Below are 20,522 nucleotides of genomic sequence, written 5' to 3' on the forward strand. Positions count from 1 at the left end.
CGGCGGGCCGGGGCTTCTCCGTCCGCCGCGCGCCTCAGTGCCCCCGCAGTGCCGCGAGGACCTGCGCGTCGGTGAGTTGCTCGAAGTCCTCGTACCACTGCCCGACGGCGGAGAATCCGGCCGGGCGGTGCGGGCACAGGACGGTGTCCGCCTCGGCGGCGAGCAGGTCCAGGGACCGGGGGGCACCGACGGGTACCGCCAGGAGGAGGCGTGCGGGCCGCCGGCGCCGGGCGTGGCGCAGGGCCGCGCGGGCTGTGGCGCCGGTGGCCAGGCCGTCGTCGACCACGATCACCGTGCGGCCGGTCAGGTCCGGGGGCGGCCGGTCGCCGCGGTAGCGCTCCTCGCGGCGGCGCAGTTCACGCCGCTCGCGCTCCACCGCCGGGGCCAGGGACTCCTCGGTGAGACCCAGCCCGTCGAGGGTGGCCGGGTCGAAGAGGGGCGGGTCGTCGCCGGCCAGCGCGCCGACGGCGAACTCCTGGTGGTGCGGGGCGCCGATCTTGCGGACGACGAGCACGTCGAGCGGTGCGCCGAGGGCGCGGGCGATCGGCTCGGCGACGGCGACGCCGCCGCGGGGCAGGGCCAGGACGACGGGATCGGGGAGGTCGCCGCGGGCGTGCGCGGTGCTCAGCAGTCCGGCGAGTTCCCGCCCGGCTTCTGCGCGGTCCCGGAAGCGCATGGTCGTCCTCCTCCGCGGAGCGTCTCCTTCCATGGTGCTACAGCGGTGGGCACCGGGAGGGGACGCGAACGGCGAGGCATCCGAGCCGGTGAGACGCGCACCGGGGGCTCGAACGCATGAGCTATACACTGAGTGTATAGTCCGGGCATGCCTCTTACGATCGACACCATCCGGACCCACGCGACCGGGAAGATGCGCGAACGGCGCCGAAGGTTGCGTCCCGTCGCGTTCGCCTCGGCCGCGATCGGTCTGGCGCTGGCGCTGTCCGGCTGTGCCCAGGTCGACACGACCTCGCCGAGCAGCGCGCGTGCCGGGGTGGCGCACGGCGCGCCGGCGGGGTTCGGGACCGTCGACTGCCGTAAGGCCAAGTGCATCGCGCTCACCTTCGACGCGGGCCCCAGCGAGCACTCGGCACGGCTTCTCGACGTCCTGAAGGAGAAGAAGGTCCCGGCCACCTTCTTCCTGCTCGGCAAGCGGCACATCGAGAAGTACCCGGAGCTGGTCAAGCGGATGGCGGCCGAGGGCCACGAGGTCGCGAGCCACACCTGGGACCACAAGATCCTCACCGAGATACCGGACCGGCAGATACGTGAGGAACTGAAGCGCCCCGACGACGAGATCGAGCGGCTCACCGGGCGCAGGCCCACCCTGATGCGCCCGCCGCAGGGCCGTACGGACACCAACGTGCACGAGATCGCCAAGGAGCAGGGCCTGGCGGAGGTGCTGTGGAGCGTGACCGCCAAGGACTACGCGACCACCGACTCCGCGCTCATCACCGAGCGGGTCCTCGAACAGGCTTCCCGGGACGGGATCATCCTGCTGCACGACCTCTACGACGGCACCGTACCGGCCGTCCCCGGCATCATCGACGCCCTGAAGAAGCGCGGCTACGTCTTCGTGACGGTTCCTCAGCTGCTGGCGCCCGGCAAGGCCGAACCCGGCAAGGTGTACCGCCCCTGATCTCCACCCTGCCGAGGTCCTCTTTCGAGCGGAGCGGGCGTGGGACACGGGGTGAACGCGCAGGCTACCGGCGGTCATTGCCTACAGTCGTGCCGTGCCCACCTTCTGCTTGGAACGTACGGCCCCGCTCGACCTCGACGAGGCGTGGCGCCGGCTCACGGACTGGCCGCGTCACGCCGACGCGGTCCCGCTGACCCGGATCAGAGTGCTCACACCCGCGCCGACCCGGGAAGGCAGCCGCTTCGTGGCCCGTTCGGGCATCGGCCCGCTGTCCTTCGACGACGTGATGGAGGTGACCGTCTGGCGGCCGCCCGCCGGCGGCGAGCCGGGCCTGTGCCGTCTGGAGAAGCGCGGCAGGGTGGTCCTCGGCTGGGCGGAGATCGAGGTACGGCCGGGGCCGGGGGGCCGCAGCCGGGTGGTCTGGCGGGAGGACCTGCGCGTCCGCTTCCTGCCGCGCGCCTTCGACGGCGCCCTGGAACGGACGGCCCGCACCATGTTCGGCCGCACGGCGAACCGGTTGCTCAGACGGCCGTGACCGGCAGGGGCGGCCCGCCGCTGGTGAGACTGCCCCGACCGGCGTCACGCCGCCGGTCAGGCCACGGAGCCGATGCGGACCGGCGGGCGGGAGGCCGCGTCGTGGTGGATGGGCGTGTGCGCCCCGGTCAGGGAGGCCCCGCTGCCGCCCCGCCGGCCCGCGACGATCTCCGCGCCGATGGACAGGGCCGTCTCCTCGGGCGTACGGGCGCCGAGGTCCAGGCCGATCGGGGAGCGCAGACGGGCCAGTTCCAGCTCGGTGACGCCCACCTCGCGCAGCCGCTCGTTGCGGGCGAGGTGGGTGCGGCGTGAGCCCATCGCGCCGACGTAGGCGACCGGCAGCCGCAGGGCCAGTTTCAGCAGCGGTACGTCGAACTTGGCGTCGTGGGTGAGGACGCACAGGACGGTCCGCCCGTCGACCTCGGTGCGCTCCAGGTACTTGTGGGGCCACTCGACGACGATCTCGTCGGCCTCCGGGAAGCGGGTGCGGGTGGCGAACACCGGGCGGGCGTCGCAGACGGTGACGTGGTAGCCGAGGAACTTGCCGACCCGGACCAGGGCCGAGGCGAAGTCGATCGCGCCGAAGACGATCATCCGGGGCGCGGGGACGGAGGACTCGACCAGGACGGTGAGCGGGGCGCCGCAGCGCGAGCCCTGCTCACCGATCTCCAGGGTGCCGGTACGGCCGGCGTCCAAGAAGGCGCCCGTCTCGGCGGCGACCGTACGGTCCAGTTCGGGGTGGGCGCCGAAGCCACCGTCCCAGGAGCCGTCGGAGCGGACCAGGAGGCCCCGGCCGCGCAGTTCGGCCGGGCCCTCGACGATCCGCGCGACCGCCGCCGCCTCCCCACGCGCGGCGGCGGCCAGCGCGGCCGCGAACACTGGCCGGGCGGGACCGTCCGCCCGGACCGGTGTGACGAGGATGTCGATGACGCCGCCGCAGGTCAGGCCGACGGCGAAGGCATCCTCGTCGCTGTAGCCGAAGCGTTCGAGGACGGTTTCCCCGTCCTCGAGCGCCTGCCGGCACAGCTCGTACACGGCGCCCTCCACACACCCGCCGGAGACCGATCCGACGGCCGTGCCCTCGGCGTCCACCGCGAGAGCGGCGCCGGGCTGGCGCGGGGCGCTGCCGCCGACGGCCACCACGGTGGCGACGGCGAAGTCACGGCCCTGCTCGACCCACCGGTTCAGCTCCTCGGCGATGTCCAGCATCTGTCGGTCTCCTAAGGGGTTGCGTGGAAGGGCGCTCGGCGGGGCTGCTAGTGCACGCCCAGCCAGCCCTCGATGGGATGAAGGGCGAAGTAGACCAGGAAGACGACCGCGAGACCCCACATGAAGGCGCCGATCTCACGAGCCTTGCCCTGACCGGTCTTGATGGCCACGTAGGAGATGACGCCCGCGGCGACACCGCTGGTGATGGTGTACGTGAACGGCATCAGGACGACGGTGAGGAAGACCGGGACGGCGGTCGCGCGGTCGGCCCAGTCCACGTGCCGGGCGTTCATCAGCATCATGGCGCCGATGACGACCAGGGCGGCGGAGGCGACCTCCTGCGGGACGATCGCGGTGACCGGGGTGAAGAACAGGCAGGCGGCGAAGAACAGGCCGGTCACCACGGAGGCGAGACCGGTGCGGGCACCCTCGCCGACGCCGGTGGCCGACTCGATGAACACCGTCTGCCCGGAACCGCCCGCCACACCGCCGATCGCGCCGCCGGCGCCGTCGATGAACAGCGCCTTGGACAGGCCCGGCATACGGCCCTTGGCGTCGGCCAGGTTGGCCTCGGTGCCGACGCCGATGATGGTGGCCATCGCGTCGAAGAAGCCGGCGAGGACGAGCGTGAAGACGATCATGCCGACCGTCATCGCGCCGACCTTGCCCCAGCCGCCGAACTCCACGTGCCCGAAGAGCGAGAAGTCGGGCATCGAGACCGCGGTGCCGTGCAGTTGGGGGGCTCCGTTGGCCCACTGCTCGGGGTCGATGACGCCGAGCCCGTTCAGGACGGCGGCCACGACGGTGCCGGAGACGATGCCGATGAGGATGGCGCCGGGGATGTTCCTGGCCTGCAGCATGAAGATCAGCAGCAGGGTGCCGGCGAAGAGCAGTACCGGCCAGCCGGCGAGTTCACCGGTGGGGCCGAGGGCGAGCGGGGTCGCCTTGCCCTGGTGCACGAAGCCGGACTTGTAGAAGCCGATGAGCGCGATGAACAGGCCGATGCCCATCGTGATGCCGTGCTTGAGCGCGAGCGGGATCGCGTTCATGATCATCTCGCGCAGGCCGGTGACGACCAGCAGCATGATGACCGCGCCGTACATCACACACATGCCCATGGCCTGCGGCCAGGTCATCTCGGGGGCGACCTGGGAGGACAGCACACCGGAGACGGAGAGGCCGGCGGCGAGGGCCAGGGGGACCTTGCCGACGAAGCCCATCAGCAGCGTGGTGAAGGCCGCCGCGAACGCGGTCGCGGTGATCAGCGCCTTCTGGCCGAGCGTGTCCCCCGCCGCGTCCTTGCCGGACAGGATGAGGGGGTTGAGCAGGAGGATGTAGGCCATCGCCATGAAGGTGGTGATGCCGCCGCGCACCTCACGCGCGACCGTGGATCCTCTTCTGGATATGTGGAAGTACCGGTCGAGCCAGGATCGCCCGGCGGGGACGCGACTGCCGTCTCCCGCGTCGTCTGCCGCGGTCCTGGGCTCCACTGACTGCTGGGTCATGGGCCATCTCCCAAGGTTCACAGGGGCACCCGTCCAGCCGCTCCTGCGGCCACGGGATTTGGGAATGGACGACCCGGGGGACGGCCCGAGACGTACGAGTTTTCCGGGTACTTCAAGGACCGCGAGCGGTGCGGAACTCAAAGAGGGTTCCTCCGGGCGGCGCGGCGAGTGTGTGACGTTCCCTGCGCCGCCCGGAGAGCTGTGAGGTGTTACGCGGTCCCCGTGAGGTGCTCGGGCCGTACCGGTGTGCGGTTGAGCTCCAGCCCGGTCGCGTTCCGGATCGCCGCGAGGACGGCCGGGGTGGACGACAGGGTGGGGGCCTCGCCGATGCCGCGCAGCCCGTAGGGGGCGTGGTCGTCGGCGAGTTCGAGGACGTCGACCGGGATGGTCGGCGTGTCGAGGATCGTCGGGATCAGGTAGTCCGTGAAGGAGGGGTTCCTGACCTTCGCCGTCTTGGGGTCGACGATGATCTCCTCCATCACGGCCACGCCCAGGCCCTGGGTCGTGCCGCCCTGGATCTGGCCGATGACGGAGAGCGGGTTGAGCGCCTTGCCGACGTCCTGGGCGCAGGCCAGTTCGATGACCTTGACCAGACCGAGTTCGGTGTCGACCTCGACGACGGCCCGGTGCGCGGCGAAGGAGTACTGGACGTGTCCGTTGCCCTGTCCGGTGCGCAGGTCGAAGGCCTCGGTCGGCCGGTGCCGCCACTCCGCCTCGATCTCGACGCTCTCGCCCTCGAGGACCTCGACCAGGTCGCCGAGGACCTCGCCGCCGTCGGTGACGACCTTGCCGCCCTCCAGCAGGAGTTCGGCGGTCGCCCAGGCCGGGTGGTAGGAGCCGAACTTGCGGCGCCCGATCTCCAGGACCTTCTCGCGGACGATCTCGCAGGCGTTCTTGACGGCGCCGCCGGTGACGTACGTCTGCCGGGAGGCCGAGGTCGAGCCGGCCGAGCCCACCTGGGTGTCTGCCGGGTGGATGGTGACCTGGGTGACGCCGAGTTCGGTGCGGGCGATCTGCGCGTGGACGGTGACACCGCCCTGGCCGACCTCCGCCATCGCGGTGTGCACGGTCGCGACCGGCTCGCCGCCCACGACCTCCATACGCACCTTGGCGGTGGAGTAGTCGTCGAAGCCCTCGGAGAAGCCGACGTTCTTGATGCCCACCGCGATACCGACACCGCGGACGACGCCCTCGCCGTGCGTGGTGTTGGACAGGCCGCCGGGCAGCTGCCGTACGTCGGCGCCCTCGCTGGACTCCCACTGGCGCTCGGGCGGCATCGGCATCGCCTTGACGCGGCGCAGCAGTTCGGCGACCGGGGCGGGCGAGTCGACGGGCTGGCCCGTCGGCATCAGGGTGCCCTGCTCCATCGCGTTCAGCTGCCGGAACTCCACCGGGTCCATGCCGAGCTTCTTCGCCAGCTTGTCCATCTGCGCCTCGTAGGCGAAGCACGCCTGGACCGCGCCGAAGCCGCGCATCGCGCCGCAGGGCGGGTTGTTGGTGTAGAGGGCGATGGCCTCGATGTCGACGTCGTCGATCACGTACGGGCCGGCGCTCAGCGAGGAGGCGTTGCCGACGACGGCCGGGGAGGCGGAGGCGTAGGCGCCGCCGTCCAGGACGATGCGGCACTTCATGTGCGTGAGCTTGCCGTCCTTGGTCGCCCCGTGCTCGTAGTAGAGCTTGGCCGGGTGACGGTGGACGTGCCCGAAGAAGGACTCGAACCGGTTGTAGACGATCTTGACCGGCTTGCCGGTGCGCAGCGCCAGCAGGCAGGCGTGGATCTGCATCGACAGGTCCTCGCGACCGCCGAACGCGCCGCCGACGCCGGAGAGCGTCATGCGGACCTTGTCCTCGGGCAGGCCGAGGACGGGTGCGATCTGCTTGAGGTCCGAGTGCAGCCACTGGGTGGCGATGTAGAGCTGGACGCCGCCGTCCTCCTCGGGCACGGCGAGGCCGGACTCGGGGCCGAGGAAGGCCTGGTCCTGCATGCCGAAGGTGTACTCGCCCTTGACGATCACGTCCGCCCGCTTGGCGGCCTCGGCCGCGTCGCCGCGGATGATCGGCTGGCGGTGGACGATGTTCGGGTGCGGGACGTGGCCGGCGTGGTGGTCGTCGCGGCCCTCGTGGATGAGGATCGCGTCCGGCGCGGTCGCGGAGGCCTCGTCGGTGATGACGGGCAGTTCCCTGTACTCGACCTTGATCTTGGCGGCGGCGCGGCGGGCCGTCTCCGGGTGGTCGGCGGCGACGAGCGCGACCGGCTCGCCGTGGTGGCGTACCTTGCCGTGCGCGAGGACCGGGGTGTCCTGGATCTCCAGGCCGTAGTTCTTCACCTCGGTGGGCAGGTCGTCGTAGGTGAGGACCGCGTAGACACCGGGCATGGCCAGGGCCTCGCCGGTGTCGATCGACACGATCTCGGCGTGGGCGACGGTGGAGCGCAGGATCTGGCCCCACAGCATGTCCTCGTGCCACATGTCGGACGAGTACGCGAACTCGCCGGTGACCTTCAGGGTCCCGTCGGGGCGGAGCGTGGACTCACCGATGCCGCCCTTGGTCTTCGAACCCTGCGTGATCTTCGTAGGAGCGCCGTTCGTGGGCATGTCAGACCCCCTCGGACTGACGTGCGGCCGCAAGACGGACCGCGTCCATGATCTTCTCGTAACCCGTGCAGCGGCACAGGTTGCCCGACAGCGCCTCGCGGATGTCCGCGTCGGTCGGGTTGGGGTTGTGCTCCAGCATCTCGTCGGCGGCGACCAGCAGACCCGGGGTGCAGAAGCCGCACTGGACTGCGCCGGCGTCGATGAACGCCTGCTGGACGGTGGAGAGTTCGCTGCCCTCGCCGGTCTGCGAGTCGGTGCCGCCCTTGGCCTGCCACTGCTGGGCGTCCTGCAGTGTCGTACCGCAGGCGCCGGTCGCGCAGGCGCCCTCGGCGCGCTGCTTGGCGTAGTCCGCCAGGCCCTCGACGGTCACGACCTCGCGGCCCTCGACCTGACCGGCCGCGACCAGGCAGGAACACACGGGCACGCCGTCCAGGCGGACCGTGCAGGAGCCGCACTCACCCTGCTCACAGGCGTTCTTCGAGCCCGGCAGGCCGAGGCGCTCGCGCAGGACGTACAGCAGGGACTCGCCCTCCCAGACGTCGTCGGCCTCCTGCGGACGTCCGTTCACGGTGAAATTGACGCGCATTACGCAGCTCCCTCAGATGCGCGGCGGGTACCGCGGTACGACTCCCAGGTCCAGGTGAGCGTCCGGCGGGCCATGACGCCGACCGCGTGGCGGCGGTAGCTGGCGGTGCCGCGGACGTCGTCGATCGGGTTGCAGGCGCCGGAGCACAGGTCCGCGAACTGCTTGGCGACCGACGGGGTGATGATCTTCCCGTTGTCCCAGAAGCCGCCCTCCTCCAGTGCCGCGTTCAGGAACTCCTCGGCGGCCTTGGCGCGCACCGGGGTCGGGGCGGCGGAGCCGATGCCGGTCCGGACGGTGCGGGTCTCGGGGTGCAGGGCGAGACCGAAGGCGCACACGGCGATGACCATCGCGTTGCGGGTGCCGACCTTCGAGTACTGCTGCGGGCCGTCCGCCTTCTGCACGTGGGCGGCGCGGATCAGCTCGTCGGGCTGCAGCGCGTTGCGCTTGACGCCGGTGTAGAACTCGTCGATCGGGATCAGCCGGGTGCCCCGGGCGGCCGACTCCACCTCGACCTGGGCGCCGGCCGCGAGGAGGGCGGGGTGGGCGTCACCGGCGGGCGAGGCCGTGCCGAGGTTGCCGCCGACGCCGCCGCGGTTGCGGATCTGCGGGGAGGCGACCGTGTGCGAGGCGAGCGCGAGGCCCGGCAGCTCGGCACGGAGACTTTCCATGATCTTGGTGTACGGGACGGAGGCACCCAGCCGGACGGTGTCCTCGCCGACCTCCCACTCGCTCAGCTCGCCGATGCGGTTGAGGTCGAGCAGGTACTCGGGCCGGCGGTGGTCGAAGTTGATCTCGACCATCACATCGGTGCCACCCGCAATCGGCACAGCGGTGGGGTGCTCGGCCTTCGCGGCGAGCGCCTCCTGCCAGCTGGCTGGGCGAAGGAAGTCCATGACCGGCTCTCTTCTTCTTCGTCTCGTGAGTCGTGCAGATTGAGCCAATCCGTGTGCGGCGGGCCCGGCTCGTTCATGTCCTGTTAACGCGGAGTGGACTCAGTACACCGCCCGGTACTCCGGCGGGGTCAGTCACCGAAACCATGAAGGAGTTCGCTGGCCAAGGTGAGCATCTTGTAGATTCGTATGAACGGAGGTCATCGGCAACCTCCCCGTTTCCCCGGGGAAACGGGGGAAACGGCACTCGCACCCCGGAGTGCGCACCCGCGCGACCGGTTCCGGGTGGCTCCCCCGTCATCCTCCAAGATCCATCGTAGGTTTCGAGACAAAGAACGGCGGCGACGAGATGCGGCTGCGCGCACTGCTGGACACCGACGCGCTGGGCCTGCGGCTGCTCGGCGGCGAGGACGAGCTGGACCGCTCGGTACGCGGCGTCATGACCACCGACCTGCGCGACCCGACCCGCTACCTCTCCGGCGGTGAGCTGGTGCTCACGGGCCTGGCCTGGCGCCGGGACGCCCGCGACTCCGAGCCTTTCGTCCGCACCCTCGTGCAGGCGGGCGTGGCGGCTCTCGCGGCGGGCGAGGCCGAGCTGGGCGATGTGCCGGACGACCTGGTGCTGGCCTGCACGCGGCACCGGCTGCCGCTGTTCGCGGTGCACGAGTCGGTGGCGTTCGCGACGATCACCGAGCACGTCGTACGCCAGGTCTCCAGCGAGCGGGCCGGTGACCTGGCGGCCGTGGTGGACCGGCACCGCCGGATGATGACCTCGGGTCCGGCGGGCGGCGGCCCCGACGTGGTCCTGGACCTGCTCGGCTCCGACCTGGACCTGCAGGCCTGGGTGCTCTCGCCGACCGGCCGGCTGATCGCGGGCTCGAAGGAGGCCGGACCGGCGCTGCCCGCCGAGACCTGCGCGAAGCTCGCCGCCGAGCACCTGGCCGCCGTCCGCACCGGCCGGCGCGGCCCGCACCGGTTCCTGCTGGACGGTGCGACGTACTCGCTCTTCCCGATCCGCTCCTCCGGCCGCTCCCCGCAGGGCGCCCGCGATGTGCGCGAGACGGTCCTCTCGGACTGGCTGCTGGCCGTCGAGGCGGACGCCGGTGACTGGCCCGAGGAGCGCATGGACCTCCTCCAGGGCGTCACACAGCTGATCGCGGTCGAGCGCGACCGCCGGGACGCGGCCCGCACGGTGCGGCGCCGGCTCGCCCAGGAGGTGCTGGAGCTGGTCCAGACGGGCGCCGCGCCCGCCGAGATCGCGGCCCGGCTGCGGGTCGCCGCGCCGGTGCTTCTGCCGGGTCTGGGGGCGGCCCCGCACTGGCAGGTGGTCGTCGCCCGCGTGGAGTGGGAGGGCGAGCAGATCGAGGGCGGTCCGGTCGCCCAGTCCCTCTTGGAGGAAATGCTGGTCGACCCGCTGGCGACCGGCCCCGAGCCGTCCGACCGCATCGCGGTCGCGCACACCGGCGACGAGGCGATCGCCCTGGTCCCGCTGCCCGCCGTCTCCGCCGAGCACGACGGCTCGGAGACCGGGCTGCTGGCCGACTCCCTGCTCCAGTCGGTGCGCCGGCCGCTGTCGGCGGGCCTGAACGACGACGGGCGGCTCACCCTCGGCGTCAGCGCCGCCGTCCACTCGGCGGAGGGACTGCGCGGGGCGCTGGAGGAGGCCCGGCACGCCCGCCGGGTCGCCGCCGCCCGCCCCGGCCGGGTCTGCGCGGCCGGCCACCAGGAGCTGGCCTCGCACGTCCTGCTGCTCCCGTTCGTCCCCGACGACGTGCGCCGCGCGTTCACGGCGCGCCTGCTGGACCCCCTGAAGGACTACGACCGCCGCCACCGGGCGGAGCTGATCCCGACCCTGGAGGCGTTCCTCGACTGCGACGGCTCCTGGACCCGCTGCGCCACCCGCCTCCATCTGCACGTCAACACGCTGCGTTACCGGGTCGGGCGGATCGAGCAGTTGACGGGACGGGATCTTTCCCGCCTGGAGGACAAGCTCGACTTCTTCCTGGCTCTGCGCATGAGCTGAGGTCAGCGGGGGCGCGGGGCGGCCAAACCCGGTCGCACCCGCGCCCGCCACTTTGTGAAATCTTTCACCCACCCTCTTGGCCCGGCCCCGCGATAGGTGCTGGAATGCCGCCACCACTCAACAGCTCGATGGCGTGCTCGGGGAGGGCAACGTGGCGCATACCGCCATGTCTGGTAACGGAACGACCGCCGGTGACGATCCTCTCCAGACCGCGGTATGGCGGCTGCGCTCGCGGGCCTGCTGGGCCGACGCGGCGGCGCTGCTGCCGCCCGACACCCCGGCGACGGCGTTGCAGCGAGCCACCCTGCTGGTCGAGCGGTGCCTGTACACCGAGCGGGGCTGGGCGGAGGCGGAGGACGCCCTGCGGACGGCGGAGGCGCTCGCGCACGGCGACGAGGAGCGGGGGGCCGCGGCCTGCGAGCGCGGCCAACTCGCCTACGCGTCCACGCTGCACGGGGTGCGTGACCGGGCCGACGAGGCGCGGGCCGCGCTGGGCCGGGCGGCGGCGCTGATCCCTCCGGGGGCGGCCGGGCGGGCTCTGCTGGACTTCCGCCGGGGGCTGCTGGCCGAGAACCTCACCCGCTCCCCGCAGGCGGCTCGCGCGGCCTACCGCCGGGCGCACGCGGGCGCCGCCTCCCGCGCCGACCAGCTGCTGCTGTCCTTCACGTGGCGCCATCTCGCCGGACTCGCCCTGCGTGACGGGGAGTTGGCCGAGGCGCGGCACGGCTTCGCCGAATCGCTGCGGATCCGGGAGGAGTTGGGCTACCTGGTGGGTACGGCACCCGCGCTGGCCTCGCTGGCCGACGCGGAGTCCGAACCGGAGGCGTCCCGGCTGCGCGAGGAGGCCGGCCGGCTGTTCCGCCTGCTCGGCGGCGTACCCACCTGGCTGGCCCGCCAACTGACCCCACCTGCACCGGCACCGGACGCGGCCACGGCATAGCGACGGCGGCGGCGGCAGCGACGGCTGCGGCTGCGGCTGCGGCTGCGGCTGCGGCTGCGGCTGCGGCTGCGGCTGCGGCTGCGGCTGCGGCTGCGGCTGCGGCTGCGGCCCAGCGTGCGGCTGCGGCCCAGCGTGCGGGTGCGTACGGTTGTTCGCCGGCTGCGGGCCCGCGGGGGCTGATCGCGCAGTTCCCCGCGCCCCTGGGGAGTCACGGCAAGCGCCACCCTCACAGCGCCCCACGCCACACGGGACTCGCCCAACCGGCACCTTCACAGCGAGCGGCACCCACCAGAGGGGCGCGGGGAACTGCGCGAGCGGGCACGACGGGCCCGCGGACGGGAGACGGCGTGAAGGCGACGGCGATGGGTCCGCGGCGGACGGCACACGACAGGGGCGCGGGGAACTGCGCGAGCTGGCACGACGGGCCCGCGGACGGGGAACGGCGTGAAGGGCGACGGCGATGGGCCGGCGGGGCGGTCAGCTCGCGCCTGCGAAGTGCTCCCCCACCAGGCCCCGCACCACGTCCAGCTCCCCCGCGATCAACGCCTCCAGTAGAGCCATGTGCTCCGCCGCGTCCGCGACGAGGTCGGCCCGCCCGTGCCGCACCGGCCCCCCGACCAGCGGCCACTGCGAACGCCGGTGGAGATCCTCGGTGATCCGGACCAGCTGCACGTTGCCCGACAGGGCGAGCAGCGCCGCGTGGAAGGCGCGGTCGGACTCCGCGTAGGAGGCCGCGCAGCCGGAGGCGGCCGCGCGCACCGTCTCCTCCGCCAGCGGACGCAGTTCCGCCCACCGCTCGGCGGGCACGCTCCGCGCGAGCCGCAGCATCACCGGCACCTCGATCAGCGCCCGCACCTCCGCCAGCTCGGCCAGCTCCCGCGCCCCCCGCTCGATCACCCGGAAGCCGCGGTTGGGCACGACCTCGACGGCGCCCTCCAGCGCGAGCTGCTGCATGGCCTCCCGTACCGGCGTGGCGGAGACACCGAAGCGATCGCCGAGAACCGGTGCCGAATACACCTCGCCCGGCTTCAGCTCGCCGGCCACCAGCGCCGTGCGCAGCGCGTCGAGGATCTGCCCGCGCACCGAGTTGCGCTGCACCGCGGGCCGCGGTCCGGGAAGGGGCCGCTCGGCGTGCGTGTGCTCGCCCCGCACGCCGTGCGTCGCGGTGTCGCGCTCGCGCACCCCGTCCAGGGCGTCCGCGGCCCGCTGCTGGGCCGGCACCCGGGCCACGCCCGCCGCGCCGGCCGGCGGCACGCCCGCGCCGACGGAGTCCTGCACGCCCTGCTTCACGGGTCCTCCTGGCGGCTTGTCGGCACTTGGGGTCATTAACGACGTGTTGTCACTTGTCCGTCAAGCACCTTAGGCGTACCGGGCGGTAGTTCAAATTCCCGGAAGGATGAGTAAGGTAAGGCTTACCTGTTCAGTCCCGGCCCGCGACCCGAAGGAACGGTGGTTCCGCCATGCCCGCTGCGGCCTCGCCGCTCACCGCCGCGTACGCCCGCCTCACCGAGGCCTGCTCCGGGTTCCTCGCCGTGTCCCTCCTGGACCCGGCGCAGCCGCTGCCGGGCGGCGGCGGCTGGGCCGGCGCCGCCGGGCTCGCGGAGGGCGGCACCGACCTCGACGCCTTCCTGGCGTGGGACGCCGCACAGGTACTGCGGGACCACGGTAGGCCCGCCCGCCCGGACGTCGTCGCGAGCTTCGGCCTGCACCGCTACGCCTGGCCTGCCTGCCTGATGATCACCGTGCCGTGGTTCCTGCACCGCCGGGTCCCCCGGCTGCCCGTGACCGATGTCTCGTACGACCGGGTCGCCGGCCGCATGGCGGTGCGCCCCCGTTCCTTCGCCTGTCTGCCGGACGATCCGGCGGCCGCACTGCCCGGCGCCGTCGTCGTACCCGGCGAGGAGGCCCTGCGCGGCGAGGTGCGCGCGGCCGTCGCCGAACATCTGGAGCCCGTGCTCGCCGCCTTCGGACCGCGCATGCGGCGGCGCGGCCGGGCCCTGTGGGGCATGGCGACCGACGAGGTCGTGGAGGGGCTCTGGTACGTCGCCGGCGTGCTGGGCCGCGCCGAGGAGGCGCGGGCGGTGCGGGAACTGGAGCTGCTGCTGCCGGGCGCGACCGAGCCGTACGTGGGCTCCGCCGCGTTCCGGGAGCCGACCGGTCCGGACGGCCGGCCGCTGCCCACCCGGGACCGGGCCAGCTGCTGCATGTTCTACACCGTGGACCCCGAGGGCACCTGCGCCACCTGTCCCCGCACCTGTGACGGCGACCGGATCGGCAAACTCCGGACGGCCGCGGCCGCCTGAGGGAGCGTCAGGGTCGGAGCAGGGCTCCGCGTCCACTAAGATCATCGCAATCGGACCGCCCGCCCACGGACGGACCTCGGGCAACGGATTCACACCTTCCTCACGCGTCGCAGGAACTTTCCGAGGAACCACCCGTACGGGTAGTCTTATTCGAACTCAACTCCCGCCCCTCACGCGGCAGTTCGAGCAGAACGCCGCCCTGGGCATCCCCCTTGCACCTCATTGGCGGCCTCTTGCCCCGAAACCCCCTGAGGGCCGTCGGGAGTGGGCCACTATGGCGGGCGTTACGCCCTATCCCAATGCAAGGGACCCGTGATGAGACTGACCGACATATCGCTGAACTGGCTGCTTCCGGGCGCCGTGCTGCTCCTGGGCGTGCTGGCGGCGGTGGCGGTACTCGCGCGCGGCAAGCGCCCCTCCGGGGAGCACGCGAGCGCGGACGACTCGTGGGAGCGCAGCGAGGAGCGCCGCAGGCGCAAGGAGGCCGTCTACGGCACGGCCTCCTACGTGCTCCTGTTCTGCTGTGCGGCGGTGGCGGCAGCCCTGTCCTTCCACGGCCTGGTCGGCTTCGGCGAGCAGAACCTCGGGCTGACCGACGGCTGGCAGTACCTGGTGCCGTTCGGCCTGGACGGTGCGGCGATGTTCTGCTCCGTGCTCGCGGTGCGTGAGGCCAGCCACGGCGACGCGGCCCTCGGTTCCCGGATACTCGTGTGGATGTTCGCCGCGGCGGCGGCCTGGTTCAACTGGGTGCACGCCCCCCGGGGCGCGGGGCACGACGGCGCACCGCAGTTCTTCTCCGGCATGTCCCTGTCGGCGGCCGTGCTGTTCGACCGGGCGCTGAAGCAGACCCGCCGGGCCGCGCTGCGCGAGCAGGGCCTGGTCCCGCGTCCGCTGCCGCAGATCCGCATCGTGCGCTGGCTGCGCGCACCGCGCGAGACCTACGGGGCCTGGTCGCTGATGCTCCTGGAGGGTGTGCGCAGCCTCGACGAGGCGGTCGAGGAGGTTCGCGACGACAGGCGGCAGAAGGAGGAGAAGCGCCAGCGGCGGCGCGACCAGCAGCGCGTGGAGCGGGCCCAGTTGAAAGCCCTCAGCCGGGGCCACCGCGGCTTCGTCGGCCGGGCCTCCCGAGAGGTCGAGGTGCAGGCGGTCGAGCGCGGGCCCGCTCCCGCGACCGCGGAGCCTGCCATATCGACCGCGGAACAACTGCCCGTACGCTCCCGGCCCTCCCTGCAGCCGGTTCGCACCGGGTCCGAACCGGTGGCCGTCGACCTCACCGCGGAGGACGACACCATGGCCCTGCCACGCCTGGACTCCCTGGAGCGCAAGCTGAAGGACCTGGAGCAGCAGTTCGGCTGACCGTCCGGTGTCCGCCGGCACACGGGTCGGCCGGCGGACACCTCGGGACGGGGGCGTGACCACGGGTCACGCCCCCGTCCCGTCCCCGTCGGCAACCCCGCGCCCCGCTGCCCCCTCGTCCCGCACCTTCGGGTCGGTCCCGCTCGACCCGCGCGTTCTCGTCGCTCCGTTGCTCAGGCCGCCTCGGCGCCGAGTTCGAACCACACCGACTTGCCCACCCCGTGCGGCCGTACCCCCCAGGCGTCCGCGAGGGACTGCACCAGCACCATGCCGCGGCCGTGGGTGTCGTCATCCGTCTCCGGGCCGTCCAGCTCGGGCCTGCGGGCCACGAAGTCCCGTACCTCCACCCGGAGTCCGCCGGGATCCACGACGGCCGTCAGGACGGCGTCGTCGTCGGTGTGGACGAGCGCGTTGGTGACCAGCTCGCTGGTGAGCAGTTCGGCTATCTCCGAGCGGCCCGGCTTCCCCCAGTGCCGCAGCAGTTCGCGCAGCTCCCGGCGGGCCTCGGGAACCGCCCTGAGATCCGCCCGGCCCAGCTTGCGCCGGAGCCGGTACGCGTCTTCCGTGATGGTGTCGGTCTCTTCCCCCGCCTTCGCCGAGGAGGCCCCGACGACCACGGGACCGCCCCCTCGCGCCTGCCTCTTCATGACCCCCGCCCGCACGCCGCCGGTCCCTGCCCCTCCTGGTCGAACACGTTCACGGAGGATGCTTGCCCAGCGGGCTCACAGGCAGTCATGGCGTATGCCCCAGGACCGGCGGTTCGGCCACTGTGGCCGGCCGCCGCGCCGGGTCCGGGGGCCCGCGGACCCCCGTTCCGCGGGCTCCCGACCACTACGGGGGGCCACTGACGCCCCGTGGAGGCGGCGCGGCTGCGTCCGGCACGGGCGGTCGGCACGCCGTCACGGTTCGTGAAACTGGCCGAAATCCGCCCCCTGACGGCGCCCACGAGGGACTGCTTGCCGTCGATTCCCTTCGTCCCGATGTGGAAGATCTTCTGGCTTCCGCGGGTCATGTCGACGACGAGCTTCGTCTTCTCGCCGCCGCCCCAGGTCAGCGTGATGCACGACACCCAGGTGCGGATCTCGGTGCAGGCCCGGCCGGGTACCGCCGTCGTGCTGGAGGCGCTGCGGGTGCGCGTCGTCGGCCGCAGGGCCCCCGTCCAGGGCATCCTAGGGCCGCGGCACGTTACGGAGGTTGGAGCGGGCCATCTGGAGCATGCGGCCGACCCCGCCGTCCAGCACGATTTTGGAGGCGGACAGCGCGAACCCGGTGACCATCTCGGCGCTGATCTTCGGCGGGATGGACAGGGCATTGGGGTCGGTGACGATGTCCACCAGGGCCGGCCCCTTGTGCCTGAAGGCGTCCTTGAGGGCGCCGGCGAGCTGCTTGGGCTTCTCCACCCGCACCCCGTAGGCACCGCAGGCCCGGGCGACGGCGGCGAAGTCGGGGTTGGTGTTCGCCGTGCCGTACGACGGCAGGCCCGCGACCAGCATCTCCAACTCGACCATGCCGAGCGAGGAGTTGTTGAACAGCACGACCTTGACCGGCAGGTCGTACTGCACGAGCGTCAGGAAGTCGCCCATCAGCATGGTGAATCCGCCGTCGCCGGACATGGAGACCACCTGCCGGCGTCGGTCGGTGAACTGCGCGCCGATCGCCATGGGCAGCGCGTTCGCCATCGAGCCGTGGGAGAACGAACCGATGACCCGGCGGCGGCCGTTGGGCGAGATGTACCGGGCGGCCCACACGTTGCACATGCCGGTGTCCACGGTGAACACCGCGTCGTCGTCGGCGGCCTCGTCGAGGACCGCCGCCACGTACTCGGGGTGGATCGGGACGTGCTTGTCGACCTTACGCGTGTACGCCTTGACCACGCCCTCCAGCGCGTCGGCGTGCTTCTTCAGCATCTTGTCGAGGAACCGGCGGTCCGTCTTCTCCTTCACCCGCGGGATCAGACAGCGCAGGGTCTCCCGGACATCCCCCCACACGGCGAGGTCGAGCCGGGAGCGCCGGCCCAGCACCTCGGGCCGTACGTCGACCTGGGCGATCTCCACGTCGTCCGGGAGGAAGGCGTTGTACGGGAAGTCGGTGCCGAGCAGGATCAGCAGATCGCACTCGTGGGTGGCCTCGTAGGCGGCGCCGTAGCCGAGCAGGCCGCTCATGCCGACGTCGTAGGGATTGTCGTACTGGATCCATTCCTTGCCGCGCAGGGCGTGCCCCACGGGGGACTTGATCAGTTCCGCGAACCGCATGACCTCGGCGTGCGCGCCGGCCGTGCCGCTGCCGCAGAACAGGGTGACCTTGCCGGCCCCGTCGATCATCTCCACGAGCCGGTCGATCTCGGCGTTGCCGGGGCGGACGGTGGGCCGGGAGGTGACCAGTGCGCTCTGCGCGGCCTTCTCCGGCGCGGGTTCGGCGGCGATGTCCCCCGGCAGGGAGACCACGCTCACCCCGCTCTGCCCCACGGCGTGCTGGATCGCGGTCTGCAGCAGCCGGGGCATCTGCCTGGGGCTGGAGATCAACTCGCTGTAATGGCTGCACTCCTGGAAGAGCCGGTCCGGATGCGTCTCCTGGAAGAAGCCGAGGCCGATCTCGCCGGACGGGATCTGCGAGGCGAGGGCGAGCACCGGAGCCATGGAGCGGTGGGCGTCGTACAGACCGTTGATCAGGTGCAGGTTGCCCGGGCCGCAGGAGCCGGCACAGGCCGCCAGCTTGCCGGTGATCTGGGCCTCGGCGCCTGCTGCGAAGGCGGCCGTCTCCTCGTGCCGTACGTGGACCCAGTCGATGGCGGAGTTGCGGCGGACGGCGTCCACCACCGGGTTGAGGCTGTCGCCGACGACGCCGTACATGCGGCGCACCCCGGCGCGGACCAGGATGTCGACGAACTGCTCGGCAACGTTCTGTCTGGCCATGGCTGTCGGCTGCCCCTTCGCTGTCCCCGGATACGGTCCTCCCGTTCCATGAATCCACAGGGCCGGCGGTTACGCCTCCCACACGGCCGCCGCCGTACGGTCGTCGGCGTAGCCCTTCACCCGTACCTGGACGTCGGCGAGGAACGCGGCGAGGCCGGGCGCCGCCCGGCCGGACCAGCGGCGGGCGAGGTAGGCGCAGAGGGCGGGCTCGCCGCGCAGCGGGTCGGCCAGGCCCGCGCTGCACATCACGAGCGCGTCACCCGGCCGGGCTACCGAGGCGCGGAAGAGGAACGGTTCGCGGGGCGGCCCGGCCGGCGTCCGGTCGAGCGCGGCGGACACCTCGGGGGACGGCTCGTACGGGCTCGGCGGAGTCGGGATGCCGAAGTCGAGGGTGAGCCGGTCGCCCTCCGGGGCCCGGGCCGGCGGTGAGCCGAATCCGACGACCGGTGCGCCGGTGGTCCCGGCGGGTGACACGTGCGGCTCGATGTCCTGCCATGCGCCGTCCCGCAGCCGGAAGAGCCCGCCACCGCCGACGCCGAAGAACACGCGGGTACGGCAGTCCGGGTCGGCGGGCAGCAGCAGACAGCGCAGGCTCGCCGCGTACTCCTCCGGGGCGATGCCCTGCCCGGCGGCGCTGGCCCGGAGCCTGCCGAGGCTGCGGTCGGTCAGCCGGTGCAGGCCGGACTTCAGTTCGCCGCGCCGTGCCGACCGGAGGTCCTCCACCAGCCGCTGATGGCTCCGGCCCACGGCCCGGCCGATCCACCGGCACGCCTCGGCGGCCGCCAGGTGCGCGCCGGGTGCCCCCCGCGCGCCGGTCGCCATCGCCACCAGCAGGAGCGCCTGCTCCCCGCTGCCGAAGCGGACGGTGAGCAGCGCGTCCCGGCGCGGCTCCCCCCGGTACCGCGCGGAGTCCCCGCGCATCGACACCGCCCGCAGCGTGCAGGACCCGTACCGGGCGCCGTCCAGCACGGTGTCCGCGACCAGCTCGCCGAGCCCGTCCGGATCCGCGCCCGGCAGCGCGGTGGGTTCGGGGTCGTAGGTGGGAGGCCCGGAACCCACGTAGTCGACGGAGACGGGGGCTGCCCCCGGCGAACGTCCACCGGCCGGTCCGAACGCCGTGGGCGCCAGGGCCGCCGCGGCCGGCGCGGCGTCCACGGGCCCCCCGGCCTCTGTGCCGGGCGCGGACCCTGCGGCGGGTGCCGGCGGAGGGGCGGCGGGCGAGGGAGACGGCGGCGGGGCCGGTGGCGCGGCGGGCGTCTCCGGCGGGGCGGAGGCCGGTCGCGGGGCCGGCGCCGGAGGCTCGGCGGGGGCGGCGGTCCGCGGCGGCTCGGCGGGGGCGGTGGTCCGCGGTGGCGGGGGCGAGGACGTCGGCAGGGTGGGCGAAGGGTCGGGCGTCGGCCCGGTGGGCGAAGGGTCGGGCGTCAGCCCGGTGGGCGAAGGGTCGGGCGTCAGCCCGGTGGGCGGGCGTGAGTCCGCGGTGCGTTGCGGGGGGACCGACGGCTCGCGGGGCGCCGGTCTCTCGTCGGCGCCGTTGCGGCCGTCGACGTCGCCGCCGCCCTGCCCGTCCGGTCGCGTACCGCGTCCCGGTGCCGCGCCCGGCCGCCCCGTCACCGCTTTCTTCGCCGAGGCGAAGCGGTCGTCCAGGGAATCCGGCGCGGCCGTGGGACCCGTGTCCGCGGTGGAGTCGTCGTACAGCTGCCGCCACCAGTCGTCCTCATGACGGGCGGCCCTTCCCCCCTGCTGGTCCATGTTCCTGATTGTCCACCGCACGGGCCGTGGGAAAACGGGGCATCAGGAAAATCCCGCGCACTCGGCCACCTCGAACGGCGTGTCGAGTGAGGAGGTGAACAGCCGTACGACCGGCGGCCGACGGCCGCCGGGCGGCCCCACCCCCCACGGGAGGACCGCCCGGCGGCGTGTGAAGTGGCCCGGCCCGGATCCCCTTCGTGTGCGCGCACACGTCCGGGCCAGGACCACGCTCCGGGGTGACCGGGACACGGCGGTGCCGGTCGAACGGCCGGACCGTGCCCTGGA

General features: G+C 72.9%; 16 protein-coding genes. 6 read left to right on the forward strand and 10 right to left on the reverse strand.

Annotation, left to right across the window (positions count from 1 at the left end; genetic code table 11):
• Nucleotides 1-34 precede the first annotated feature (34 nt).
• Nucleotides 35-676 (reverse strand): phosphoribosyltransferase, encoded by a 642-nt coding sequence (locus ACGFT2_RS21340; RefSeq protein ID WP_393280498.1) that lies wholly within the window; start codon nucleotides 674-676, stop codon nucleotides 35-37.
• A 192-nt stretch (nucleotides 677-868) separates the two neighbouring features.
• Between ACGFT2_RS21340 and ACGFT2_RS21345 the strand changes: the two genes are divergently transcribed.
• Nucleotides 869-1,636, forward strand: coding sequence for a polysaccharide deacetylase family protein (locus tag ACGFT2_RS21345; RefSeq protein ID WP_393280973.1), 768 nt, complete (start codon nucleotides 869-871; stop codon nucleotides 1,634-1,636).
• Nucleotides 1,637-1,730: 94 nt separating this feature from the next.
• On the forward strand, nucleotides 1,731-2,171 hold the full coding sequence (locus tag ACGFT2_RS21350; protein WP_393280500.1) for an SRPBCC family protein: 441 nt from the start codon (nucleotides 1,731-1,733) through the stop codon (nucleotides 2,169-2,171).
• 56 nt (nucleotides 2,172-2,227) lie between these two features.
• Here ACGFT2_RS21350 and ACGFT2_RS21355 read toward each other — a convergent pair whose 3' ends face one another.
• The 5 genes from ACGFT2_RS21355 to ACGFT2_RS21375 form a co-directional block, all read right to left on the reverse strand.
• A complete protein-coding gene (locus ACGFT2_RS21355) occupies nucleotides 2,228-3,379 on the reverse strand; it encodes an XdhC family protein (RefSeq protein WP_393280503.1) in 1,152 nt (383 codons plus the stop codon).
• A gap of 47 nt (nucleotides 3,380-3,426) precedes the next feature.
• Entirely contained in the window at nucleotides 3,427-4,884 is a 1,458-nt protein-coding gene (locus tag ACGFT2_RS21360; protein ID WP_393280506.1) for an NCS2 family permease, read from the reverse strand.
• Between the two features lie 209 nt (nucleotides 4,885-5,093).
• Nucleotides 5,094-7,478, reverse strand: coding sequence for a xanthine dehydrogenase family protein molybdopterin-binding subunit (locus ACGFT2_RS21365; protein WP_393280508.1), 2,385 nt, complete (start codon nucleotides 7,476-7,478; stop codon nucleotides 5,094-5,096).
• 1 nt (nucleotide 7,479) lies between these two features.
• Nucleotides 7,480-8,064, reverse strand: a complete 585-nt coding sequence (locus tag ACGFT2_RS21370) for a (2Fe-2S)-binding protein (protein ID WP_393280511.1) — start codon at nucleotides 8,062-8,064, stop codon at nucleotides 7,480-7,482.
• Nucleotides 8,064-8,957 carry an FAD binding domain-containing protein gene (locus tag ACGFT2_RS21375; RefSeq protein WP_393280513.1) on the reverse strand — a complete coding sequence of 298 codons (894 nt, stop codon included), beginning with the start codon at nucleotides 8,955-8,957 and terminating at the stop codon, nucleotides 8,064-8,066. The genes ACGFT2_RS21370 and ACGFT2_RS21375 overlap by 1 nt, the downstream gene beginning before the upstream one ends.
• Before the next feature lie 346 nt (nucleotides 8,958-9,303).
• Between ACGFT2_RS21375 and ACGFT2_RS21380 the strand changes: the two genes are divergently transcribed.
• Both ACGFT2_RS21380 and ACGFT2_RS21385 read left to right on the forward strand, forming a co-directional pair.
• A complete protein-coding gene (locus tag ACGFT2_RS21380) occupies nucleotides 9,304-10,977 on the forward strand; it encodes a PucR family transcriptional regulator (RefSeq protein WP_393280516.1) in 1,674 nt (557 codons plus the stop codon).
• Between the two features lie 151 nt (nucleotides 10,978-11,128).
• On the forward strand, nucleotides 11,129-11,917 hold the full coding sequence (locus ACGFT2_RS21385) for a hypothetical protein (protein WP_393280518.1): 789 nt from the start codon (nucleotides 11,129-11,131) through the stop codon (nucleotides 11,915-11,917).
• Between the two features lie 477 nt (nucleotides 11,918-12,394).
• Here the strand turns inward: ACGFT2_RS21385 and ACGFT2_RS21390 are convergent, their stop codons facing one another.
• The gene (locus ACGFT2_RS21390; protein WP_393280520.1) at nucleotides 12,395-13,207 is read right to left on the reverse strand and encodes a GntR family transcriptional regulator; all 813 of its coding nucleotides are present in this window, start codon (nucleotides 13,205-13,207) and stop codon (nucleotides 12,395-12,397) included.
• A gap of 170 nt (nucleotides 13,208-13,377) precedes the next feature.
• On the opposite strand from ACGFT2_RS21390, the gene ACGFT2_RS21395 reads away from it, so the two are divergent.
• Nucleotides 13,378-14,220, forward strand: coding sequence for a (2Fe-2S)-binding protein (locus tag ACGFT2_RS21395; RefSeq protein ID WP_393280523.1), 843 nt, complete (start codon nucleotides 13,378-13,380; stop codon nucleotides 14,218-14,220).
• 315 nt (nucleotides 14,221-14,535) lie between these two features.
• On the forward strand, nucleotides 14,536-15,576 hold the full coding sequence (locus ACGFT2_RS21400) for a DUF2637 domain-containing protein (RefSeq protein ID WP_393280526.1): 1,041 nt from the start codon (nucleotides 14,536-14,538) through the stop codon (nucleotides 15,574-15,576).
• A gap of 173 nt (nucleotides 15,577-15,749) precedes the next feature.
• Here the strand turns inward: ACGFT2_RS21400 and ACGFT2_RS21405 are convergent, their stop codons facing one another.
• From ACGFT2_RS21405 to ACGFT2_RS21415, 3 genes are all read right to left on the reverse strand, one after another.
• A complete protein-coding gene (locus ACGFT2_RS21405; RefSeq protein WP_393280529.1) occupies nucleotides 15,750-16,223 on the reverse strand; it encodes an ATP-binding protein in 474 nt (157 codons plus the stop codon).
• A 522-nt stretch (nucleotides 16,224-16,745) separates the two neighbouring features.
• A complete protein-coding gene (locus ACGFT2_RS21410; protein WP_393280532.1) occupies nucleotides 16,746-18,488 on the reverse strand; it encodes a pyruvate dehydrogenase in 1,743 nt (580 codons plus the stop codon).
• Between the two features lie 69 nt (nucleotides 18,489-18,557).
• Complete coding sequence (locus ACGFT2_RS21415; RefSeq protein ID WP_393280535.1) at nucleotides 18,558-20,237, reverse strand: protein phosphatase 2C domain-containing protein; 1,680 nt, start codon at nucleotides 20,235-20,237, stop codon at nucleotides 18,558-18,560.
• Nucleotides 20,238-20,522 lie beyond the last annotated feature (285 nt).

Origin of the sequence: Streptomyces sp. NPDC048514 (assembly GCF_043199955.1) — a bacterium.
GTDB lineage: Bacteria > Actinomycetota > Actinomycetes > Streptomycetales > Streptomycetaceae > Streptomyces.